At 33.5% G+C, this 20,588-nt stretch carries 20 protein-coding genes; 5 read left to right on the top strand and 15 right to left on the bottom strand.

All coding sequences use genetic code 11. The annotated features are described in order from the left end of the window. Positions 1-69: 69 nt before the first annotated feature. The 4 genes from ACOYLP_RS04750 to ACOYLP_RS04735 are packed head-to-tail and all read right to left on the bottom strand — an operon-like array spanning position 70 to position 2,618. Complete coding sequence (locus ACOYLP_RS04750) at positions 70-567, bottom strand: TlpA family protein disulfide reductase (protein ID WP_422855036.1); 498 nt, start codon at positions 565-567, stop codon at positions 70-72. 40 nt (positions 568-607) lie between these two features. Beyond that, complete coding sequence (locus ACOYLP_RS04745) at positions 608-904, bottom strand: hypothetical protein (protein WP_422855035.1); 297 nt, start codon at positions 902-904, stop codon at positions 608-610. Between the two features lie 47 nt (positions 905-951). Continuing rightward, positions 952-2,058 carry a MauE/DoxX family redox-associated membrane protein gene (locus tag ACOYLP_RS04740; RefSeq protein ID WP_422855034.1) on the bottom strand — a complete coding sequence of 369 codons (1,107 nt, stop codon included), beginning with the start codon at positions 2,056-2,058 and terminating at the stop codon, positions 952-954. 14 nt (positions 2,059-2,072) lie between these two features. Continuing rightward, positions 2,073-2,618, bottom strand: coding sequence for a DUF1599 domain-containing protein (locus tag ACOYLP_RS04735; protein WP_422855033.1), 546 nt, complete (start codon positions 2,616-2,618; stop codon positions 2,073-2,075). 92 nt (positions 2,619-2,710) lie between these two features. Between ACOYLP_RS04735 and folP the strand changes: the two genes are divergently transcribed. Further along, a complete protein-coding gene (folP, locus tag ACOYLP_RS04730; protein ID WP_422855037.1) occupies positions 2,711-3,529 on the top strand; it encodes a dihydropteroate synthase in 819 nt (272 codons plus the stop codon). Beyond that, a complete protein-coding gene (locus ACOYLP_RS04725) occupies positions 3,526-4,155 on the top strand; it encodes a hypothetical protein (protein ID WP_422855032.1) in 630 nt (209 codons plus the stop codon). Before folP ends, ACOYLP_RS04725 begins: the two co-directional genes overlap by 4 nt. Positions 4,156-4,187: 32 nt before the next feature. Here the strand turns inward: ACOYLP_RS04725 and rlmH are convergent, their stop codons facing one another. From rlmH to ACOYLP_RS04700, 5 genes are all read right to left on the bottom strand, one after another. Continuing rightward, positions 4,188-4,661, bottom strand: coding sequence for a 23S rRNA (pseudouridine(1915)-N(3))-methyltransferase RlmH (gene rlmH, locus ACOYLP_RS04720; protein ID WP_422855031.1), 474 nt, complete (start codon positions 4,659-4,661; stop codon positions 4,188-4,190). A gap of 81 nt (positions 4,662-4,742) precedes the next feature. Next, a complete protein-coding gene (locus ACOYLP_RS04715) occupies positions 4,743-5,480 on the bottom strand; it encodes a shikimate dehydrogenase family protein (protein WP_422855030.1) in 738 nt (245 codons plus the stop codon). Further along, positions 5,481-6,881, bottom strand: a complete 1,401-nt coding sequence (locus ACOYLP_RS04710; RefSeq protein ID WP_422855029.1) for a tetratricopeptide repeat protein — start codon at positions 6,879-6,881, stop codon at positions 5,481-5,483. 88 nt (positions 6,882-6,969) lie between these two features. Further along, entirely contained in the window at positions 6,970-8,166 is a 1,197-nt protein-coding gene (locus ACOYLP_RS04705) for an aspartate aminotransferase family protein (protein WP_422855028.1), read from the bottom strand. Between the two features lie 80 nt (positions 8,167-8,246). Continuing rightward, positions 8,247-9,893, bottom strand: a complete 1,647-nt coding sequence (locus ACOYLP_RS04700) for an OstA-like protein (RefSeq protein ID WP_422855027.1) — start codon at positions 9,891-9,893, stop codon at positions 8,247-8,249. A gap of 130 nt (positions 9,894-10,023) precedes the next feature. On the opposite strand from ACOYLP_RS04700, the gene ACOYLP_RS04695 reads away from it, so the two are divergent. Then, entirely contained in the window at positions 10,024-11,895 is a 1,872-nt protein-coding gene (locus ACOYLP_RS04695) for an alpha-amylase family protein (protein ID WP_422855026.1), read from the top strand. A gap of 52 nt (positions 11,896-11,947) precedes the next feature. Here the strand turns inward: ACOYLP_RS04695 and ACOYLP_RS04690 are convergent, their stop codons facing one another. From ACOYLP_RS04690 to ACOYLP_RS04665, 6 genes are all read right to left on the bottom strand, one after another. Then, positions 11,948-13,219 (bottom strand): adenylosuccinate synthase, encoded by a 1,272-nt coding sequence (locus ACOYLP_RS04690; protein ID WP_422855025.1) that lies wholly within the window; start codon positions 13,217-13,219, stop codon positions 11,948-11,950. Positions 13,220-13,240: 21 nt separating this feature from the next. Then, the gene (locus ACOYLP_RS04685; RefSeq protein WP_422855024.1) at positions 13,241-13,474 is read right to left on the bottom strand and encodes a hypothetical protein; all 234 of its coding nucleotides are present in this window, start codon (positions 13,472-13,474) and stop codon (positions 13,241-13,243) included. A 3-nt stretch (positions 13,475-13,477) separates the two neighbouring features. After that, positions 13,478-13,930, bottom strand: coding sequence for a Fur family transcriptional regulator (locus ACOYLP_RS04680; protein WP_422855023.1), 453 nt, complete (start codon positions 13,928-13,930; stop codon positions 13,478-13,480). An 81-nt stretch (positions 13,931-14,011) separates the two neighbouring features. Then, positions 14,012-16,231, bottom strand: coding sequence for a RelA/SpoT family protein (locus tag ACOYLP_RS04675; RefSeq protein WP_422855022.1), 2,220 nt, complete (start codon positions 16,229-16,231; stop codon positions 14,012-14,014). 141 nt (positions 16,232-16,372) lie between these two features. Further along, on the bottom strand, positions 16,373-17,152 hold the full coding sequence (locus tag ACOYLP_RS04670; RefSeq protein ID WP_422855021.1) for a TrmH family RNA methyltransferase: 780 nt from the start codon (positions 17,150-17,152) through the stop codon (positions 16,373-16,375). Between the two features lie 36 nt (positions 17,153-17,188). Continuing rightward, positions 17,189-18,901: a gliding motility-associated C-terminal domain-containing protein gene (locus ACOYLP_RS04665; RefSeq protein WP_422855020.1), complete on the bottom strand. Its 1,713-nt coding sequence runs from the start codon at positions 18,899-18,901 to the stop codon at positions 17,189-17,191. A 190-nt stretch (positions 18,902-19,091) separates the two neighbouring features. On the opposite strand from ACOYLP_RS04665, the gene ACOYLP_RS04660 reads away from it, so the two are divergent. Then, positions 19,092-20,069: a GNAT family N-acetyltransferase gene (locus ACOYLP_RS04660; RefSeq protein WP_422855019.1), complete on the top strand. Its 978-nt coding sequence runs from the start codon at positions 19,092-19,094 to the stop codon at positions 20,067-20,069. After that, positions 20,066-20,588, top strand: a 523-nt coding sequence (locus ACOYLP_RS04655) for a DegT/DnrJ/EryC1/StrS family aminotransferase (RefSeq protein WP_422855018.1), incomplete at its 3' end; no start/stop codon positions are given. The genes ACOYLP_RS04660 and ACOYLP_RS04655, both read left to right, overlap by 4 nt.

Here is a 20,588-nt window from a genome sequence, read left to right as displayed (position 1 = left end):
TTAATAAATCTTCTGTTTCTTCAGCATTTTTGTGCATTTTCCAATTGCCTGCAACAATTTTTTGTCTCATTACTCAAGTTTTTTTAATTGCTTATTGATTTTTTCAAAATCAGTTTCAATAGCACGATATATTACAATTTCACCTTTTTTATTAATAATAATATATCTCGGAATCCAATCTAAATCTATAGATTTTCCAAATTCTCCTTTCATGCCATCGGTTGCCCAATAATGGTCACCTTTTAATTCATGTTTTTCAATTCCGGCCTGCCATTTGTCATAAGCTTTATCCATTGAGATAAATACATAATCTACATTTGGATTATTGGTTTGCATTTCTTTTACTTTTGGCATAGCTTTTACACAATCGCTGCACCAAGATGCCCAAACTTCAATTACTGTAACTTTACCATTATGTTTTTTTAATATTTCGCTAAAAGAAATTTCTTTATTATCGACAGAAATTATTTTTTTTGATAAACTCTCTTCGGAAAATTCTTTGTTTTGTGCATTGCTACAAGATAAAGCAGTCATAGTTGTAAGTAAATAGAGAGCAATTTTTTTCATATTTTTTTTGAATTTGGGGTATAATGTATTAGTCAAGATCTTACTGTTTATTTTGATCTTTTAAATAAAAGATTTTATGTTTTTTTCTTCGTCGCTCGCGTCTTTCTTTTTTCTTCTTACTGTCATAAATATATTTTATAATTAAAAGTATGCCTAATCCAGAAGAAAATATCAAAGCACTTCCAATTAGTATATAAATGGTGTTTCCTAGAGGTGGATCTTCCATTGTAGAAATATGTTCTAAAATATAATAGCCTAAAATAAATATTACAATACAAGCACCAATTCCTATTGATGCTCGCTCATGAAGTCTTTTCGACATTATGTATTCAATCATAATCTAAAGTATAATTTATAAAAATAGTAAAAAGAAATAGGACTAATTTATTTTTTCAGTTCAGAAAATGGTTTATTAATAAATTTTTGGTAGTCAACAGGGTCAAATTTATTTTCAGTAATACCATAATAATATTTGTATTCATTTCCGTTCCACAAATATTTCACCCCCGGAGTATCTTTTCCTGAACCTAATACTTTCCAAAAAGGGATGACTTCAATTATTTTGTATGGATATTCGGCTCCAGCATATTTGAAAAAGTCAGGAATTAAATCAGCTTCTTCATTCATAAAAATAATCGAAATTTCAGGAAAATTTTTATTTTTTTGTTTCAATTCGGTCAACTCTTTTGCTGCTTCTCGACAATGGTCGCAACCAGGCACAAAAAAGCAAAGCGTTTTTCTTCCGGTGTCAATTTTAGAAAAATAGGAAGCATAACCTGATTTGTGTTTTTCAGGCTCAGTAATTTCTTTTTTCACTTCGGTTTTTTTAGCTTCAATTTTCTTTAAAGTATCTTTTGAAACTAAAATAGCTGTAGTGTCTATAGTTTCTTGTTGAATAGTATCCGTTGTTGTTTCTTCCGGAACTGAAACTTCAAAGTTACTTGCCGGTGGCTGTATTGGAGCCAACATAAAAATAGCTAAAATTGTTGCAAAAAGTACAGTCGTCAAAATCCAAAAGTTTCCGGTTTTAGTGTCTTTTGGCAACAAAACAAACAGATAAGCTAACATTCCTACAGCTACTATGTTTTTAATGATAGCTTCTATCGGAGTCATAGGAATAAGTTCTCCGAAACAACCACAGTTTCCGGTATTTCCACCACTTAAAAAAGTCACATAGCTCAAATGGCCTATAAATACAGACAATAATAAAATGGTAATCGGAATAATGAATTTACGCAAATAGTTTTTCTGTAACAATAATAATCCTAATGCTAATTCAATTCCGATAAGTATTCGAGAGAAGAATGGAGCAAAACCTTCAGAAAACCCCATTGGATATAATTGTTTCACTTCAAACGTTGAAATTGCAAAATAAGGGGAATCTAACAATTGTGCTTTTGATAGTTTTGCTAAAGCAGAAACTATAAAAAGAACCGCTACAATTATTCTTAGTGTCCACGCGATGTATTTTTTTGGGGTTTCAGTTGCCATAGGTTGGAATTATTTTATTGTTGTCCAAATTTCATTAAAATTAGCGCAAAAACGGAGTAATTAATCATGTCTTGATAATTGGCATCAATGCCTTCTGAAACCAGAGTTTTTCCTTTATTATCTTCAATTTGCTTTACGCGAAGTAACTTTTGGAGAATCAAATCGGTTAACGAACTAACACGCATTTCGCGCCAAGCTTCCCCATAATCATGATTCTTGTCTTCCATAAGTGACTTTGTAGCGGCAATTTTCTCATCATACAAATTAATGGCTTTAGCCGAATCTAAATCGGGTTGGTCTACAACACCTAAATTCAATTGAATTAAAGCCATAATACAATAGTTAATAATCCCAATAAATTCGCCAGTTTCGTCTTCGTCAACTTTTCGAATTTCGTTTTGTTGTAAACTTCTAATACGTTGTGCTTTGATGAATATTTGGTCGGTTAATGATGGCAATCTCAAGATTCTCCAGGCACTTCCATAATCTTGCATTTTGTTAGTGAAAAGTTGTCGGCAAATTGCGATAACCTTATCATATTCTTGAGAAGTTTTACTCATTTCAGTGTATCTTTGTGTCAAATTTCACCAAAAGTAAAGAATTAAGATTGAAGTACAAAGTACAAAATTTTATTACTCAATTAAGATTACCTATGACTATTAATTGCCTCGGAAAGCTAATTGACTTAACAGCTCCCAAAGTAATGGGAATATTGAATGTCACTCCAAATTCGTTCTACGATGGCGGCAAACATTCTGATGATAAAAGTGTGCTTTTCCAAGTTGAAAAAATGCTTTCTGAGGGTGCTACTTTTATTGATATTGGAGCTTATTCTAGTAAACCAAGTGCAGAGTTTGTTTCCGAAGGAGAAGAGATTAGCCGATTAATTCCAGTTATTGAATTAGTTTTAAAGCATTTTCCTGACACATCGATTTCTGTTGATACTTTTCGTGCTAAAGTGGCGAAAGCAGCGATTGAAAACGGTGCATGCATTATCAATGATATTTCTGCAGGAAGTTTGGACGCAGCAATGATGGAAACAGTTTCCAAACTTCATGTTCCTTATATAATGATGCACATGAAAGGTAATCCGAAAACAATGCAAAGTATGGCGAATTATGAAAAAATTATCAAAGAAATGCTGTTTTACTTTTCAGAGAAAGTAGCGCAAGCAAGAAGTTTGGGAATCTGTGATTTGCTAATCGATCCCGGATTTGGATTTGCCAAGACAAAAGACCAAAATTTTGATGTTATGAATAATTTAGAGTTATTTAAAATGCTCGAATTACCTGTATTAGTTGGCGTTTCAAGAAAATCAATGATATACAAAACGCTCGAAACTTCACCCGAATTTGCACTAAATGGGACAACAGTTTTAAATACCATAGCGTTGCAAAAAGGCGCCAACATCCTTCGGGTTCATGATGTAAAAGAGGCTATGGAAACCATAAAGTTAGTTAGTCAATTATGAAAGGAATAGTTGTTTTAGTTCTTTTATTCTTTTTGTCTTCGTGTCAAAATAAAGAAGTTGTCTTGCCTCAAGCCAATGAAACTGTCGTAGACGATGTAAAAGATTATTCTCCGATTTATTTCTTTTTCAAAACAGAAGAAAAAGACACTTTAATTGAAGTTAACAGCAACAAATCAATTAGTTCGAACAATTTGTTTTTTAATATAGATAAGCGTTTGCCATTGCGAAAAGTGATATTGGAAATTAAAAAACTACAAGACAAAAAAACTTCAACCATAAATAAAAGTCTAAAGTCTGAAAATTATTTTATTTATACAGATACGATTAAAAAAACTATGGCTTTCTTTCCTTTTACCAAAGTGAAATATAAGTTAGAGAAACCCGATTTTAATGTAATCTATTTTTATTTAGACCGAAATGATTTGGTTCATTTTGAGGATGAAGTTTTTTCTAAAAATGAGTTACAGACATTTTTGGATTCAAAACCGATTCCGGCTTCAAGAGTTGTTTTTGCATATGATAAGGGAATGTCGTTTGGAAAGTATTTACAGTATCAATTTTTTGTAAAGCATTTGATTGCTCCTAAAGGAATTAGTATCAATACAAAAAAGGAATACATATACTGAACTTCGTAAATCATATTTCGTAAATTTTACTTTTACTGATGATGATACGGTTCGTTTCTGAGAATAGTAAATCCACGATATAATTGTTCGATAAAAAATAAGCGTACCATTTGATGCGAAAATGTCATTAGAGAAAGTGAAATTTTGCCTTGTGCTTTTTGATAGACTTCATCGCTAAAGCCATATGGACCGCCAATTACAAAAACTAAAGTTTTCGCTCCTGAATTCATTTTTTTTTGCAGATAATCTGAAAAAGCAACACTTGAAAAAGTAATCCCTTTTTCATCTAATAAAATCAATTGGTCTGTTGGTACGAGTTTAGCCAAAATCAGTTCTCCTTCTTTTTCTTTTTGCTGACTTTCTGAAAGGTTTTTGACGTTTTTAATATCGGGAATAATTTCTAAATCAAACTTAATGTAAAAAGACAAACGCTTTGTGTAATCATCAATTAGCGATTGCAACGCTTTGTTGTCGGTTTTCCCTATGGTTAAAATTTTGATGTTCATATATTTTTTTGAACCATATAAGTCATATAAGTTTGTTTAAGTCTTTAAAAACTTATAAGGCTTATTTGGTAGTTAATTTTATTAATTCCAAATCTTCCAGGCTTTTTCTGCTTGTAAGACTAACATTTCGTAACCATTTTTGGTAATAGCACCTTTCCTTTTGGTTTTTTTCAAAAACTGGGTTTCTTCTGGATTGTATATTAAATCAAATGCGATGTGTTTTTCAGTGAAAAAATTATATGGAATTGGAGGAAATTCTTTCGTGTTTGGACTTGTGCCAATGGGTGTACAATTGATCACAATCTGATAATTATCAAAAGTAGTAGCATTGATTCGATTGTAATCAATCATGCCCTCTTTTTCTTCACGAGTCACAAAAGTGTATAGAATTCCAAGTTTGTCTAAAGCAAACGAAACTGCTTTGGCTGCGCCACCGGTTCCGAGAATTAATGCTTTTTTATGATGCGGTTTAAGTAATGGTTTTAAAGATTTCATAAAACCATAATAATCGGAATTGTATCCTTTTAAGTTGCCTTTTTTGGAAATTCGTATCACATTTACGGCGCCAATTTGAGTAGCGTTTTTAGAGAGTTTATGCAGAAAGGGAATGATACTTTCTTTATAGGGAATGGTAACATTTAATCCTATCAAATCGGGATTATTGGCAATGATTTTCGGGAATTCTTCAATGTTTTGAATGTCAAAATTCTCGTAAGAGCAATCGGCTATGTTTCCCAAAGCAAATTTATCGTTAAAGTATTTCTTTGAAAAGGAATAGCTAATGTTTTTGCCGAGTAAACCAAATTGTCTTTGCGACATTTATTCTGGTTTTTTGTGTTTTGCAATATATTCCTGAACAGTAGTTCTATCCCAAATAGTCGGAAATAATTCTTTTATAATGGCGCGGTGTTTAAAGTTAAGTCTCAAACCATTACTTAAGTGAAAATTTCCTTTTTCTTCCTCGTTCAAAAGCATATGAAAACCGGCCATACGATATTCTATTTCGTAATCATCTGGGAAGTATTCCGCTGCTTGAATTAAAGTTAAAATAGCGTTATTGTATTCTCCCATTATTTGCATAATGTCTACCCAAAATAACCAAGTATCTAGCTGATAGTCACCAAATTCAATAGCTTTTCTATAACCAAATTCAGCTTCTTCAAATTGGTCCATCGCTTTGTTAATGGTTGCAAAACGTTTCCAATACAAGCGATTTTGGTCATCAATAGCTAAGGCTTTATTGACGAAATACAACGCTTTTTGATAATTTTTTTGACGAACATAAAAATCAGTAATTGCAATCCATCCTTTGTCTAACAATGGATCTTCGTGTACTGTTTTGTTGAAAAATTTCAGGGCTTGTACTTTATTGCCGAGTTTTTCATAACATTTACCAATACGCAACAAGGCATAAGAGGTTGGGTCATCTAATTCAATAGTTTTCTTATAACTTTCAATAGCTTCTTCATAGCGTTTTAATCGCTCTAAAGCTTTGCCTTTTTCCATAAAAGCGCCAACAAATTCCTCGTCTATATAGGTTGCAAATTCAAAAGAACGGACTGCGTTTTCATAATCTTTAACACCATAATATAATCTTCCGGATTGGTGCCAGGCTATTTCGCTATATGGATTTCTTTCGATATATGTTTTAAGGTATTCAATGGCTTCCAAATTTTGATCTAAAAATTCAAAACAATATACTACATTGTATAGTGCGGATTGATCTTCAAAATCTTCTTCTAAACATTTTATGAAGTTTTCTTTTGCCAATTCCAGATTATCCATAAAAAGATATTCCATTCCAATAAGGTTGTATACATCTGGAAAATCTTCGGTATATTTCAAAGCTGTTTGTAAAAATTCCACAGCTTTTTCGTGATTATCTCTTTTAGAATAAATATTGGCTTTTTGAATAAAAATTTCTTCGTTAGTAGGTTCGATTGCGTAAAGTTCGTTAAGTAACTTTTCAGCTTGATCTAGTTTATCATCATACACCAACATTTCTACTTGAACAAGTTTTAATCCGCTTGATTTTGGGTGTTGTTCCAAACCTAACTTTAAAGCCTTCTTAGCTAAAGTGGCCTTTCCCATATCAAGATAATGGAGAATGATTTTCTCGAATTCCTCTGAGTCGAAAAAGAGTACTTTGTTAGTTTTCAACATCGATTCAAATTTCGATAAGGATAAGTTGTAGTCTTCTTCTTCGTGATCTAGGTGCATACCAATAGGTGTTAAAATTAACCTTAATAAAATTAAGGAAAGACAGTGCTTATTTAGTGAGCAGCGATTATTATTGTAAACAATTTAATTAACAATTTTTTAATTCGCTCAAAATCTCGTCCATAGCCTCAATGAATATGGAGCATCCTTCCCTGATTTCATTTTCAGATATTGTTAACGGTGGAGTAATTCGGATAGCGCAACTTTCAAAAAGTAGCCAAAATAAAATCAAACCTTTTTCTTGACATTTTAAAATTACTTTATTGGTAATTTCACTATTTTTTGTCATTGCAGCTAGCATCAATCCTTTTCCGCGGATTTGCTCAATCAAAGGATGTACCAAAAGCTCCCGGAACAGTTTTTCTTTTGCCAGAGATTGATTGCTGTAGTCTTTTTCTAAAATTTCTTCCAATGTAGCTAAACAAGCTGCCGCAATGACAGGATGACCGCCAAAAGTGGTAATATGTCCTAATTTAGGATCATGGCTTAATAAATCCATGTATTTTTCGTTGGCTACAAAACCGCCGACAGGCATTCCACCGGCCATTCCTTTTCCTATTATTATTACGTCGGGAATAACATTGTAGTTTTCAAAACCGAACAGTTTTCCTGTGCGCCCAAAGCCGGGTTGGATTTCATCCAAAATCAGTAAGGCACCCACTTCTTCGCAACGTTTTTTGATTTTGACTAAGTAATCATTCTGGGGTTCAATAAAACCGGCGCCGCCTTGGATACTTTCTAGGATTATTCCGGCTGTTTTGGTTGTTATTTTTTGAATATCTTCTTCGTTATTGAAAGTAATAAAATCGACATCGGGAATTAACGGGCGGAAAATTTGTTTGCGTTCTTCAAAACCCATTACGCTCATTGACCCCATAGTATTACCATGATAAGCATTATGACAAGATATTAATTGACTTCTTCCGGTTACTCTACGAACCAATTTTAAAGCACCTTCGCAGGCTTCGGTACCGGAATTCACCAAATAAACTTTGTTTAAATTTGGTGGTAAATTTTCAACTAACAATTTGCAATAAGCTACGGATGGATGTTGTGCATATTCGCCATACACCATAACATGAGAATATTTATCCAATTGGTCTTTGATGGCCTGATTGACTTTTGGATGCTGATGTCCTAAACTTACAGCCGAAACTCCGGCCACAAAATCAAGATATTTTTTGTTATTCGTATCGTATATATAAGAACCAACTGCATGTGAAATTTCCATACCCAGAGGATAAGGTGAAGTCTGTGCTTGGTATTTTAGGAAATCTTGTTTCATTTTTTTTAACCACAAATGCGCATAGTTTTACGCAATGTTCACAAAGTTATAGTATACGAACTGAATGCTGTGACTGAAAACTATTTTACCATTGGTTTTGGATTGTTTTTATCATAATCCAATGTTTCTTTACTCGGCTCCAACGGAACATTCTCTTTAGCCATTTCAACTTTCTTTTCTGCCTGTATTTTGGCATCCATTTCATTTTCTTCCGGAGGAAAAATATCGTCTTTGGATTTTATCCGTTCATCGCCACGCCAAACAAAACCGCGCAGTTTCCTTGCGTTTTCGGGCAAATCTTTCTCTGGATATACGTCGCCATCAGGATTGTTAAATACAGTTATAGTTTCAATGGTGTTTTTTTCTAATATCAAATTAATCTTACTACCCACGCTTTTGTTGATGCCTATGAGTTCTTGTTTGTCATTTCGAAGGTAATAAATGACTTCAGTATTCTTAATAATATCAACTTCGGTTAGTTTATTATCTTTGAATTTTCCATAAAGATTTTGCCCTTTCACCTGATTATAACCATTCCCAATTGTATCTTTGGATATAATAAAGGCATTGTTCAGCACTTTAAGCGAATCAAGTTTTTGAGTATTGTTATTTCCAATAAGATGCATGATATCGCCAGTCATTTGGTTGTCATAATTCCAAAGTATAGGTCTGCCAATTAGTTTTGTTAAAGCAATTTTTTGATTGGAATGAATAGAATCGCATTTCCCGCTCATATCCGTTTTATAAAATCGGACGTTATTAAAAGCACGAATGATTCGGTCGCCCGTTTTTCCGGTAATCAACATTTTCTTCCCGTGGATATACATTGAATCGTTTTCTACTAATGATATGGCTACAGCCCTTTTAGTAATCATCATCGAATCTTTCTCCGTTTTTAGATTGCGATAAATTTCGGCATAATGCCCTTTGATAATTCCTTTATTGATTGAATCGGTAATTTTTACATTATTAGTTGCTGAAGCATATTCCCGGTTTCGATCGTAGTACAAACTATCGCCTTCAATTCGACGGTCTTTGTATTTGATGTAGGACTTCCGTTTGAAATAGGCGAAGTTCTTTTTGGTATCGTAAAATCCTTTTTCAGTGTATATGAAATTCTCTTTACTGGTGATGGTTGATGGACCAAATAAATATGAGTGACCTGAGTTGGTATAGTAATCCAAATGATTTGACTTGATAGTATATTTTGGATTGGTAATCGTAACTGTGGTTAGAAATTTAAATTTCTTTTCGTTGGCAAAATACCTTCCAGATTTACTTTTTAATGTATTTTCTTTATTCGTAATTTTCCCGTAAGAGTTATAAAATGCTTCCTGTGTATTTCGATCAAAATTGATAGTATCAGTAACCAAAGTCGATTCAGGAGAACGCATTATTACATTGCCGGTTGCATAGGCTTTTTTTACTTCACCATTGTATTCGGCGTATTTACTATTTAGAAAAAGGGTGTCGCCTTGAATCATTTGAACTTCGCCAAAAGCTTTGATATAATTTTCTTTTTGAAAAAAATAGGCTTTGTTACAAGTAAAAACAACGCCTTCGTGACTTACACGAACATGACCTGTAAGCAATAAAGCGTCTGGAATTTCAGTTTGGTTTATATCCGCAAAATCGGAATACTCTACATTTATTTTGGAAGATTTCTGCGCATTTCCACTGGTCAATGTAAAGAACAAAAAACATATGTAAAAAAGTAACTTTTTCAATGAGTTTATATTTGTGCCAAATTTATGAAATTCGGAACAATGAAAATGGTTATTAAGAATTATTTATGTTACATATATTTCTATATTTGTGTCTATGACTATTTAACCTTTTTTAAGCCATTAGTATAGTATGAAAACAAGTTTAACATTTGCGATAGTAATTAGTTGTGCTATTGCAAACACTACCTTTGCTCAAAAAAAGGCCTCAATGAGTGCCAATCCCAAAGTTTTAACATCGCCTAAAAAAGATGTAGTATATCAGGTTTTTACCCGTTTATTTGGAAACAAAAATACCACTAACAAACCTTGGGGGACTATAGAAGAAAATGGCGTTGGCAAGTTTAACGATTTTACTGACAAAGCTTTACAGGAAATTAAAAAATTAGGCGTGACTTACATTTGGTATACCGGAGTTCCGCATCACGATGTGATTAGAGATTATACTAAATATGGTATTTCTAATGATGATCCCGATGTGGTAAAAGGCCGTGCTGGTTCTCCTTATGCAGTGAAAGATTACTACAATGTAAATCCTGATTTAGCTGTTGATCCGTCAAAGCGATTGGAAGAATTCGAAGCATTAATTGCACGAACACACAAGAATGGACTTAAAGTGATTATCGATATAGTGCCGAATCACATCGCCAGAAATTATCATAGTTTAAGTAATCCGAAAGGTGTTCGCGATTTTGGTGCAGATGATGATACTTCGGTAGAATATGCTAGAGACAATAACTTTTATTACATTCCCGGCAAAGCATTTGAAGTGCCAACATCGACAACTTACCAACCTTTAAATGGTGAAAAAAATCCATTGATTGATGGTAAGTTTAACGAATTTCCAGCAAAATGGACAGGCAACGGTTCGCGCGAGGCCAAACCAGACATTAATGATTGGTATGAAACCGTAAAAGTGAATTATGGAATCAAACCTGATGGTTCAAAAGATTTTCCGGAGTTGCCAGAAGGATTTGACAAAAAAAACTGTAAAGCGCATTATGAGTTTTGGATAGACAAAGATGTTCCAAATTCATGGAAAAAATTCCGTGACGTTGCTTTGTATTGGACAGCAAAAGGTGTAGACGGTTTCCGCTTTGATATGGCAGAAATGGTACCTTATGAGTTTTGGAGTTATATGAATTCAGCCATAAAGATGAAGAATCCAAAAGCATTTTTATTGGCTGAAGTATACAATCCTAAAGAATATAGAAACTATATTAATCTAGGGAAAATGGATTATCTGTATGACAAAGTCGAAACCTATGACCATTTAAAAGCAGTAATACAAGGAAAAACAATGCCCGATGCATTATCAGATATTCAAAACAATATGGTGGATATTGAGCATCATATGTTACATTTTTTAGATAACCATGATGAACAACGATTAGCCAGTCCAGAATTTGCTGGAACTCCCGAAAAAGGAAAACCAATGATGGTGGTTTCTGCAACAATTAGTTCATCACCAACCATGATTTATTTCGGGCAGGAAGTAGGCGAAGATGGAAAAGAAAATGCTGGTTTTGGAACCCATTCTCGTACCTCTATATTTGATTATGTTGGCGTTCCACATCACCAACGCTGGATGAATGGTGGTAAATTTGATGGTGGACAATTATCGAAAAGCCAAAAGGACTTAAGAGATTTTTACAAACGTTTGCTAAACTTTACATTAAATAGCGACGCTTTGATGGGTAAATTCAAAGAAATTCAAACGATTAACAGAAATGAAACCAAAGCTTATGACCCAGGAATGTATTCATATGTTCGTTGGACAGCTAAGGAAAAACTAATAGTAGTAGTTAATTTTTCATGGGTAACAACCAGCCATTTTGAGTTGATAGTACCAGAAGATGTAATAAAATCGTGGAATATCAAAGATGGATTTTATGATGTGAAAGATCAACTATATGGAAGCACAGCGCAGTTAAAAGTAGCCGATGGTAAAGGCACAATAAAGTTGAGTGTAAAGCCGAGCGAGAGTTTTATATTTAAGTTATAATCTAAATTTATATCAATAAGAAACCTTTTCAAGGATGAAAGGGTTTCTTTTTTTATCTCTTTATCGTCTGTTTTCTATCTGGACCTACTGAAACGATTTTTATAGGTACTTCAACTTCTCGTTCAATGAATTCGATGTAGTCTTTGAGTTCTTTAGGTAAGCTCTCAAAAGTGTTTAAACCCGTCAAATCTTGTTTCCATCCTTTAAACTCGGTGTAAATAGGAGTGACGTTTTCTTCTTCAATATTGTATGGTAAATGGTGTATGACTTCTCCTTTGTAGTTATATGCCGTGGCAACTTTCAAAGTCTCAAAACCTGAAAGTACATCGCCTTTCATCATCATCAGCTGGGTTACACCATTAATTTGGATTGCATATTTTAAGGCAACTAAATCCAGCCAACCACAACGTCTTTTTCTTCCGGTTACTGAGCCAAATTCATTACCTACACTTGCCATCACGTCGCCTGCCTCGTCAAAATCTTCGGTAGGAAATGGACCTGAACCAACACGAGTGGTATACGCTTTAAAAATTCCGTACACTTCTTTAATTTTATTCGGAGCAATTCCTAAACCAGTACAAGCACCCGCAGCTGTTGTATTGGATGAGGTTACAAAAGGATAGGTTCCAAAATCAACATCTAGTAACGAGCCTTGTGCGCCTTCGCACAAGATAGATTTTCCTGCTTTTTGGGCTTTTGCCAAATATTCTTCGCTATCAATAAAATCTAATTTTTTTAAGTCTTCAATAGCTTCAAAAAATTCCTTTTCCAATTCAGCTAAATTGTATTGAAGTTCCACGCCATAAAAAGCAATCATGGATTCGTGTTTGTCTGCTAAAGCTCTGTAGCGTTCTTTGAAATCCTCTAGTTCAATATCACCCACACGAATTCCGTTTCTACCGGTTTTGTCCATGTAAGTTGGTCCGATACCTTTTAGCGTCGAACCAATCTTACCTTTGCCTTTAGCAATTTCAGAAGCTGCATCAAGCAAACGATGTGTAGGTAAAATCAAATGAGCTTTTCTCGAAATAAATAATTTAGATTTTAAATCGAGATTAAATTTGGCTAAACCATCTATTTCACTTTTGAAAACAACTGGGTCAATCACGACACCGTTTCCGATAAGGTTGATGTTGTTACTATGAAAAATCCCCGAAGGAATGGTTCTTAAAACATGTTTGATTCCGTCAAATTCTAAAGTATGTCCGGCGTTTGGCCCGCCTTGAAAACGAGCGATAATGTCATATTTTGAAGTTAAGACGTCAACAATTTTTCCTTTTCCTTCGTCTCCCCATTGTAATCCGAGTAGTAAATCTACGGTCATTTGTGTGTGTATTGTTTGTAGTTATTTTTCTTCTTTTGGTTTTCTATCGCCTTTCTTTGTGAAGAAATCTATTTTTGCGAAATAATTTATAACTCCTAAAACTAGTGCCGTTGTGAAGGCAATAAATAGAATTTTAAAAACGTTTAGTAAATTTAAATCGGAGAACTTGTTGAACAGCATTCCAACTGCCTTATAAACTATATAGAATATAAAAACAAAAACAAAAGTTTTTTTAAAATAGTCCAAAGGCTTCATAGATTATTGTTTTTTATTTGCATAGAAATATAACGAATGGTTGTGAATTTCAATCCCAAAAATTTCTTCTATAGTTTGTTTTATGGTTTGAATTCTTGGATCGCAAAACTCAATTACCTCTCCAGTATCTGTCATGATGATGTGGTCGTGTTGCTTATCGAAATAGGACTTTTCATAATGTGCCTGATTTTGTCCAAACTGATGCTTTCTAACCAAACCACAATCTAATAAAAGTTCAATGGTGTTGTATAGGGTGGCACGCGACACACGATAGTTTTTGTTTTTCATTTTGATATACAAATTCTCGATATCAAAATGCTCTTCGCTATCATAAATTTCCTGAAGAATGGAATAGCGTTCAGGTGTTTTGCGGTGTCCTTTGTTTTCAAGATACATCGTAAAAACGTTTTTTACGATTTCTTGATTTTTAGTATTATCGGATGCAATTAGTGTCATGTGACAAAGATAGTTTTTAGTTTAAAAGTTTAAAAGTTTATAGGTTTAAAGTTTTAAACGAATTGTTGATAAACATTAACTCTAATTTGTATAAACTCTTGTGACCTTATCTATTCCATCAATTTTTTTGATGTTTTCGATGAGTTTTTTCAGAATCGCATTATTCTGTACAATTACTGCAACCTGACCATAGAATATTCCGGCTTCACCACTTAGAGAAATGCTTTGAATATTTACATGCATATTGTTTGAAATTACTTTGGTCAATTCATTGGTCAATCCTAAACTATCCATACCTGTAATTTTTAAAATAGCTTTAAACTCTTGTTGTGATGAATCAATCCACTTGGCAGGCATGATTCGGTAGGCATAATTTGATTGAAGAGTAATGGCGTTCGGGCAATCTTTTTTATGCACTTTGATACCTTCATTGATAGTGATAAACCCAAATACTTCATCACCTGGAATTGGATTACAGCACGACGACAATTTATAATCTAACTTATCTTGATCTGCACCAAAAACTAGCATATCATAATTGCTATTGAGAATGGGCTTGTTAATTTCTTCAGGATTTGAGCTTGGTGAACGCTTAATTTTGCTTTTGAAGAAATTCATCAAGGTGTTGCTTTTTTGAGCAGCAAAATCTTTAAGTTGTTGGTTTTCTATTGAGCCAATTCCAGCGCGATAAAATAAATCCAAACTTGTTTTAAGTTTGAAGTAATTTACCAATTCATTGATCACGTTTTCGTTGATTGTGATTTTTAAATGCTTTAATTTTCGGGTCAATAATTCTTTACCGTCCTCTGCAATTTTTTTGGTGTTCTCGTTAAGAACATTTCTGATTTTATTTTTGGCTCTGGAAGTGGTTACATAATCAAGCCAGTTGGCTGTTGGTTTTTGATGTACAGAAGTAATAACTTCTATTTGGTCACCACTTTTTAATTCGTGATTTAGCGGAACTAATTTACCGTTGACACGAGTTCCACGTGTTTTAATTCCAATCTCAGAATGTATACAAAAAGCAAAATCGAGCGAAGTGGCACCTTTAGGCAATGATTTGATTTCGCCCTTTGGAGTAAAGACAAAAATTTCTTTAGCATACAGATTCATTTTAAAATCTTCAACAAAATCAACGGCATTAGTTTCAGAGCTTTCTAAAGCTTCTTTCAACAAGTTAAGCCAAGTATCCAACCCGCTTTCTTCCGTTGAGCCTTGTTTGTATTTGTAGTGAGCGGCATATCCTTTTTCGGCAATTTCATCCATGCGTTCGCTTCGCACTTGAATCTCTACCCAACGACCTTTTGGTCCCATAACGGTGATATGCAAGGCTTCATAACCAGTTGATTTTGGTGATGAAATCCAGTCGCGCAAACGACTCGGACTTGGGCGATAATGATCCGTAACAATGGAATAGATTTTCCAAGCCAGGAATTTCTCATCGTGAAGATTGGATTTATAAATAATCCGCAGAGCAAATTTGTCATATACTTCATCAAAAGTTACGTTTTGCACAGCCATTTTTCTACGAATAGAATAGATAGATTTTGGTCTTCCTTTCATGGTATATTCAACACCTTCTCCGTCTAATGATTTTTTTAAAACACCTGAAATTGTTTTTATATATTCGTCTTGTTCTTCTTTCGTTTCCTTGATTTTACTAACAATATCTTTGTAAATGTCGGGTTCCGTATACTTCAAGCCTAAGTCTTCAAGTTTGGTTTTGATATTGTACAAACCCAAACGATGGGCAAGTGGCGCGTATATATACAAAGTTTCAGAGGCTATCTTTACTTGTTTATAATCGGGCATGGAATCCATAGTCTGCATATTGTGCAAACGGTCGGCAATTTTTATTAGAATAACACGTACATCATCGTTCAAAGTCAATAACATTTTACGGAAATTTTCCGCCTGCATTGAGATGTTCATGTCTTTTTTAACTTGTGAAATTTTGGTCAAACCTTCAACCAAATGAGCAACTTTTGGGTTGAATTTCATTTCGATGTCTTCAATTGTGACGTCGGTATCTTCAACCACATCGTGCATTAAGGCAGCAGCAATACTGGTTGCACCAAGACCAATTTCTGAAGCAACAATTTTGGCTACACCAATAGGATGAAAAATATATGCTTCCCCTGATTTGCGGCGTTGGTCTTTATGAGCTTCAACTGCAACATCAAAGGCCTTTCGAATGAGTTTTTTATCAGAATCGGTTAACGTTTGATAACTTATGCGAAGTAATTCTTTGTATTCTCGGGCAATGGCTTTTTTTTCTTCTTCTAAATCTATTTCAATCATAGCATTTTCAATCAATTCCTAAAATTAGGTATTACAAATGAACTGTGCAAATGGAAAATTTAAAAATAAGGGATAAGCGATGAGTGAAAAGAGATAAGTAAAAGCATCGTAAATCCTATATCTCAACTCCTTAATTCTAAATTAAAACCCACGTTGTCGCTTTGCTTCAAAAATTAATATTGCAGCAGCAACAGAAACATTCATACTGTCAATTTCGCCTTGCATCGGAATTATGATATTCTGAGTAGCTTTTTTGCGCCAAAGTTCAGATAATCCTGAAGCTTCTGTGCCTACAACCAAAGCTGTTGGCAAAGTGTAATTTTGAGTGTGATAGGAAGTCGAATTCTGCAAAGTGGCGCTGTAGAAATTGATTTTGTTTTGGATTAAAAAATTAATCACTTCCTCAGTGCTTCCTGTTGCTATTTGGTTAGTAAATAGACAGCCAACACTAGAACGAACAATATTCGGATTGTATAAATCGGTTTTTGGATTAGCGATAATTACAGCGTCTATTTTAGCCGCATCACAAGTTCTTAAAATCGCACCGATATTTCCTGGTTTTTCAATGGATTCCATAACTAAAATCAAAGGATTTTCTGGAAGTTTTAAATCAGACATTTGATGTGATTTGGTTTTGGCAACAGCTAAAATTCCTTCAGTGGTATCTCGATAGGCAAGCTTTTGATAGACTTCTTTTGAAATCTCTATTGGGTAGTCTGTTAATTTGATTATTTGGTTATTTGAAACCAATTCGGGAAGAAATAAAATGGTATCTATTTCGTAATTTCCTTTAATGGCTAACTCAATTTCGCGCATACCTTCAATCAAAAAAGTGCCTGATTGTTTTCGGGCTTTAGCTTTTTCCTGAAGCTGAATCAAAGATTTTATAAAAGGATTTTGAGCGGAAGTAATTTGTTTCATACTTTACTTAAATTGCGCCTAAGATACTTTGTTTTTTTAATGATTTAAATATAAAAACCCACTTAAAGGTTCCGGATAATCTATATCGTTTAAGAACAGCAAATAAAAATAAGTGCCATCGGGTGCGTTTTTATTGCCAATTCCGTCTTTGACGTAACCATTCCAATCTTCGGTATTTTGATTTCCAGTCCAAATTAACCTTCCCCAACGATTGTAAATTTCCAATTTAAAATCTAGAAAAATATCGCGTAAACCACCAATAGTAAAATTGTCATTATAACTGTCATTATTGGCTGAAACAACATTATAAACCGTTGGCGGACAATTTCTGGTGGTCAGTAAAAATGAAGTAATGCTAAAACAATTTTGATTGAAAACCCTGGTGAAAATTTCTTTTGGGGTTTGCATTGCCTGATAATTGGTCGTATTTAAAATTGGATTAACATCGAGTGTCGCATTTTCAAAAGTTTCATAAAATCGAACGCTATCTTCCGGATTTATTTTGACCAAATCTTCATAAGATGAAAAGTCAAAAGTGCCACGCGTAAAACCTTCGTTACAAACCAATAAATTTTCTAATGGATTAAATGTTGGTGAAACCCAAAGCGAATCGTTTGCAATAGCCGTATTATTATTTTCAACCAATTCTGCTACAATTCCGGTTCCGTCTCTAATATCATCAACCACAAATTTAATTTCAAAATCCAAGGTAACTGTGTCTGGTAAATTAAGAGTAATTTGACTGGTAATAGAACCGCCAATTGGTATTTCGACTGAAGTCGCTATGGTTTGAAATAGTTGACCATCAATGTAAATGGAAATTGGAGTGGCTGTTGGTAATGGGTTGGTGGAATTTAAATTAGAAACGGTATAATTGACAACTATTGTTTTTGAATCACACTGTTTTTCAACGGAGTCAATAGAGACTGTCGCATCCGGTAATTGACTGTTTAATTTAGTAACAACTGTATTAATCATCACAAAATCCTGGAAAGAAGTAAGCGTAATCTCAGCGCTTGTATCGCCAACAGCAATATTGTTCTGAATTTCATAAATATCCAAATCCATGTTGTACAAAGTTGAACTGCCGGTTATCGAATTTGTTCCATTAAAAACATTATTTGGAGGATTTGATGCGCTACTTAATAATGTTCCATTCATTCTGAATTCTTCAGTTGCCAAACCAGAATCGCCTTCCCAGGCAACAAAACCTACTTTGGAATTATTGTCATCAATAACATTTAAACTACTTAAAGTAATGGACAATTCATCTGGAACACCTTGTAAACCATCGTAAACATTGATTTGATTTAGTGGAAGTGTGTTATTTTTATAGATAATTACAATTGCCCAGCCTGCAAAATTAGTTCTTCTTTGAAAATGGAACTCTTCGAATTGAGAAATGTCCAAATTGGAAAGTGTGTAATCACCATTTCCTGTAGTCTGAATAAGAGATGTTACATCTTTAAATGCACTAAAATAGGTTAAAGTCAGACCAGGAAATTCCCTGACAAGAGAGAAAGTTCTATCCGGAGTTATGACTTCTGAATTTAAATTGACTTCAAAATCACCATCGCCACTTCCGGCCCAATAAAGGTATGCTTTTTCAATTACATCTGACGAGTTTAAAGAAAGTGTTGCTGAAGAAGAAGTGGTAGTAACCAAATCAAAAGTAGTATTGTTTTCAGTAGTATTCATAGTGTTGCCTATGAATGTAAAATCGTAACGACCATTGAACTGGTTGTACAACGATACATTTTGTCCATTAGTTTTAAAAATGAAACAAATAAGAACAATAAAAAAGAAAAAAAGTCGTTTTAAATTCAATGCAAAAACGGTTGAGTTGATAAAATTAAACAATATTTTTGAAAATTGAATTTTTAATAAGAGCGACTTTTTTAAAATAAATGTTTAATTTTCCGATGTTTAAAAAATACAGGTGAAAAACTATTCAGTTAGATTATATACTTCTGAGGATTATTCCATTTGGAACAACTTTGTAAGCACTGCCAAAAATGCGACTTTTCTGTTTCATCGCGATTTTATGGAATACCATTCCGATAGATTTCATGATTTTTCTTTGCTGGTTTTTGAAGAAGATCAATTGGTTTCGATTCTTCCAGCTAATAAAGTAGGTGATACTGTTTTTTCTCATCAAGGGTTGACTTATGGTGGATTTGTCTTTGACAATAAAATCAAATTAGGTGAAGTAATTGACATTACAAAAGAAGTCATGGTGTTTTTGCATTCGGTTCATATTACAACGTTTCAGCTAAAATTAATTCCATCAATTTACACAGCTTATTTCTCTGAAGAAATTGAATATGTTATGTTTTTAGCCAATGCGAAACTAATTCGTAGAGATTGTCTGTCGGTGATAGATTTGACAAAACCTTTTACTTTATCCAAAACCCGTAAAGAAAGCATCCGTCGTGGCGAAAAGAACAATTTGGTTATTAAAGAAGAATTTAAATTCGATTTGTTTTGGAATGAAATATTGATTCCTAATTTGGCAAAAAAGCACAATTCAAAACCAGTACACACATTTGAAGAAATAAGTAACTTGCAGCAAAAATTCCCAAACAATATTCGTCATTTTAACGTATATAATTATGATAAAATTGTTGCCGGATCAACAGTTTTTATTACTGATAAAGTAGCGCATCCGCAGTATATCTCTGGGAATGAACAAAAGAATGAGTTAGGAAGTTTAGATTTACTATATAATTATTTGATTACCCAAGTTTTTAAAGATAAAAATTTCTTTGATTTTGGAATTTCTCATGAGCAAAACGGTAAAAAAATTAATCAAGGTTTATTGTTTTGGAAAGAAACGTTTGATGCCAAAACTACGATTCAGAATTTTTACGAAGTTCAAACGTCAGATTTTCATCTTTTAGAAAATGTTATGCTATGATTAAATTCCTCGACTTACAAAAAATAAATCATCAATATCAAGAGCAGTTTCAGCAAAAAATGAAATTGGTTTTAGATAAAGGTTGGTTTATTTTGGGCGATGAAGTCAAAACATTTGAAAGTAAATTTGCAGATTATTGTGGCTCCAAACATTGTATCGGAGTTGGTAATGGTTTGGATGCTTTAGTATTAATTTTTAAAGGATATATTCAACTCGGAAAACTTCAAAAAGGCGATGAAGTTATCGTTCCGGCAAATACCTATTTCGCAAGTATTTTAGCTATTCTTCAAGCCGATTTAGTGCCAGTTTTAGTAGAGCCAAAATTAGAAACGTACAATATCAATCCCGATTTGATTCACGGTAAAATAACTTCAAAAACCAAAGCCATTTTAGCGGTGCATCTTTATGGTCAATTGGCAGAAATGGAAGCTATAAATGCTATTGCCAAACAAAATAATTTATTGCTAATTGAAGATGCTGCGCAATCTATAGGGTCCTTTTATAAGGGCCGCCCACTTG

The organism is Flavobacterium sp., from assembly GCF_049318325.1.
In the GTDB taxonomy this organism is placed as follows: domain Bacteria; phylum Bacteroidota; class Bacteroidia; order Flavobacteriales; family Flavobacteriaceae; genus Flavobacterium.
The sequence above is the reverse complement of the archived record's forward strand: the minus strand, read 5'-3'. Positions and strand labels throughout refer to the sequence as shown.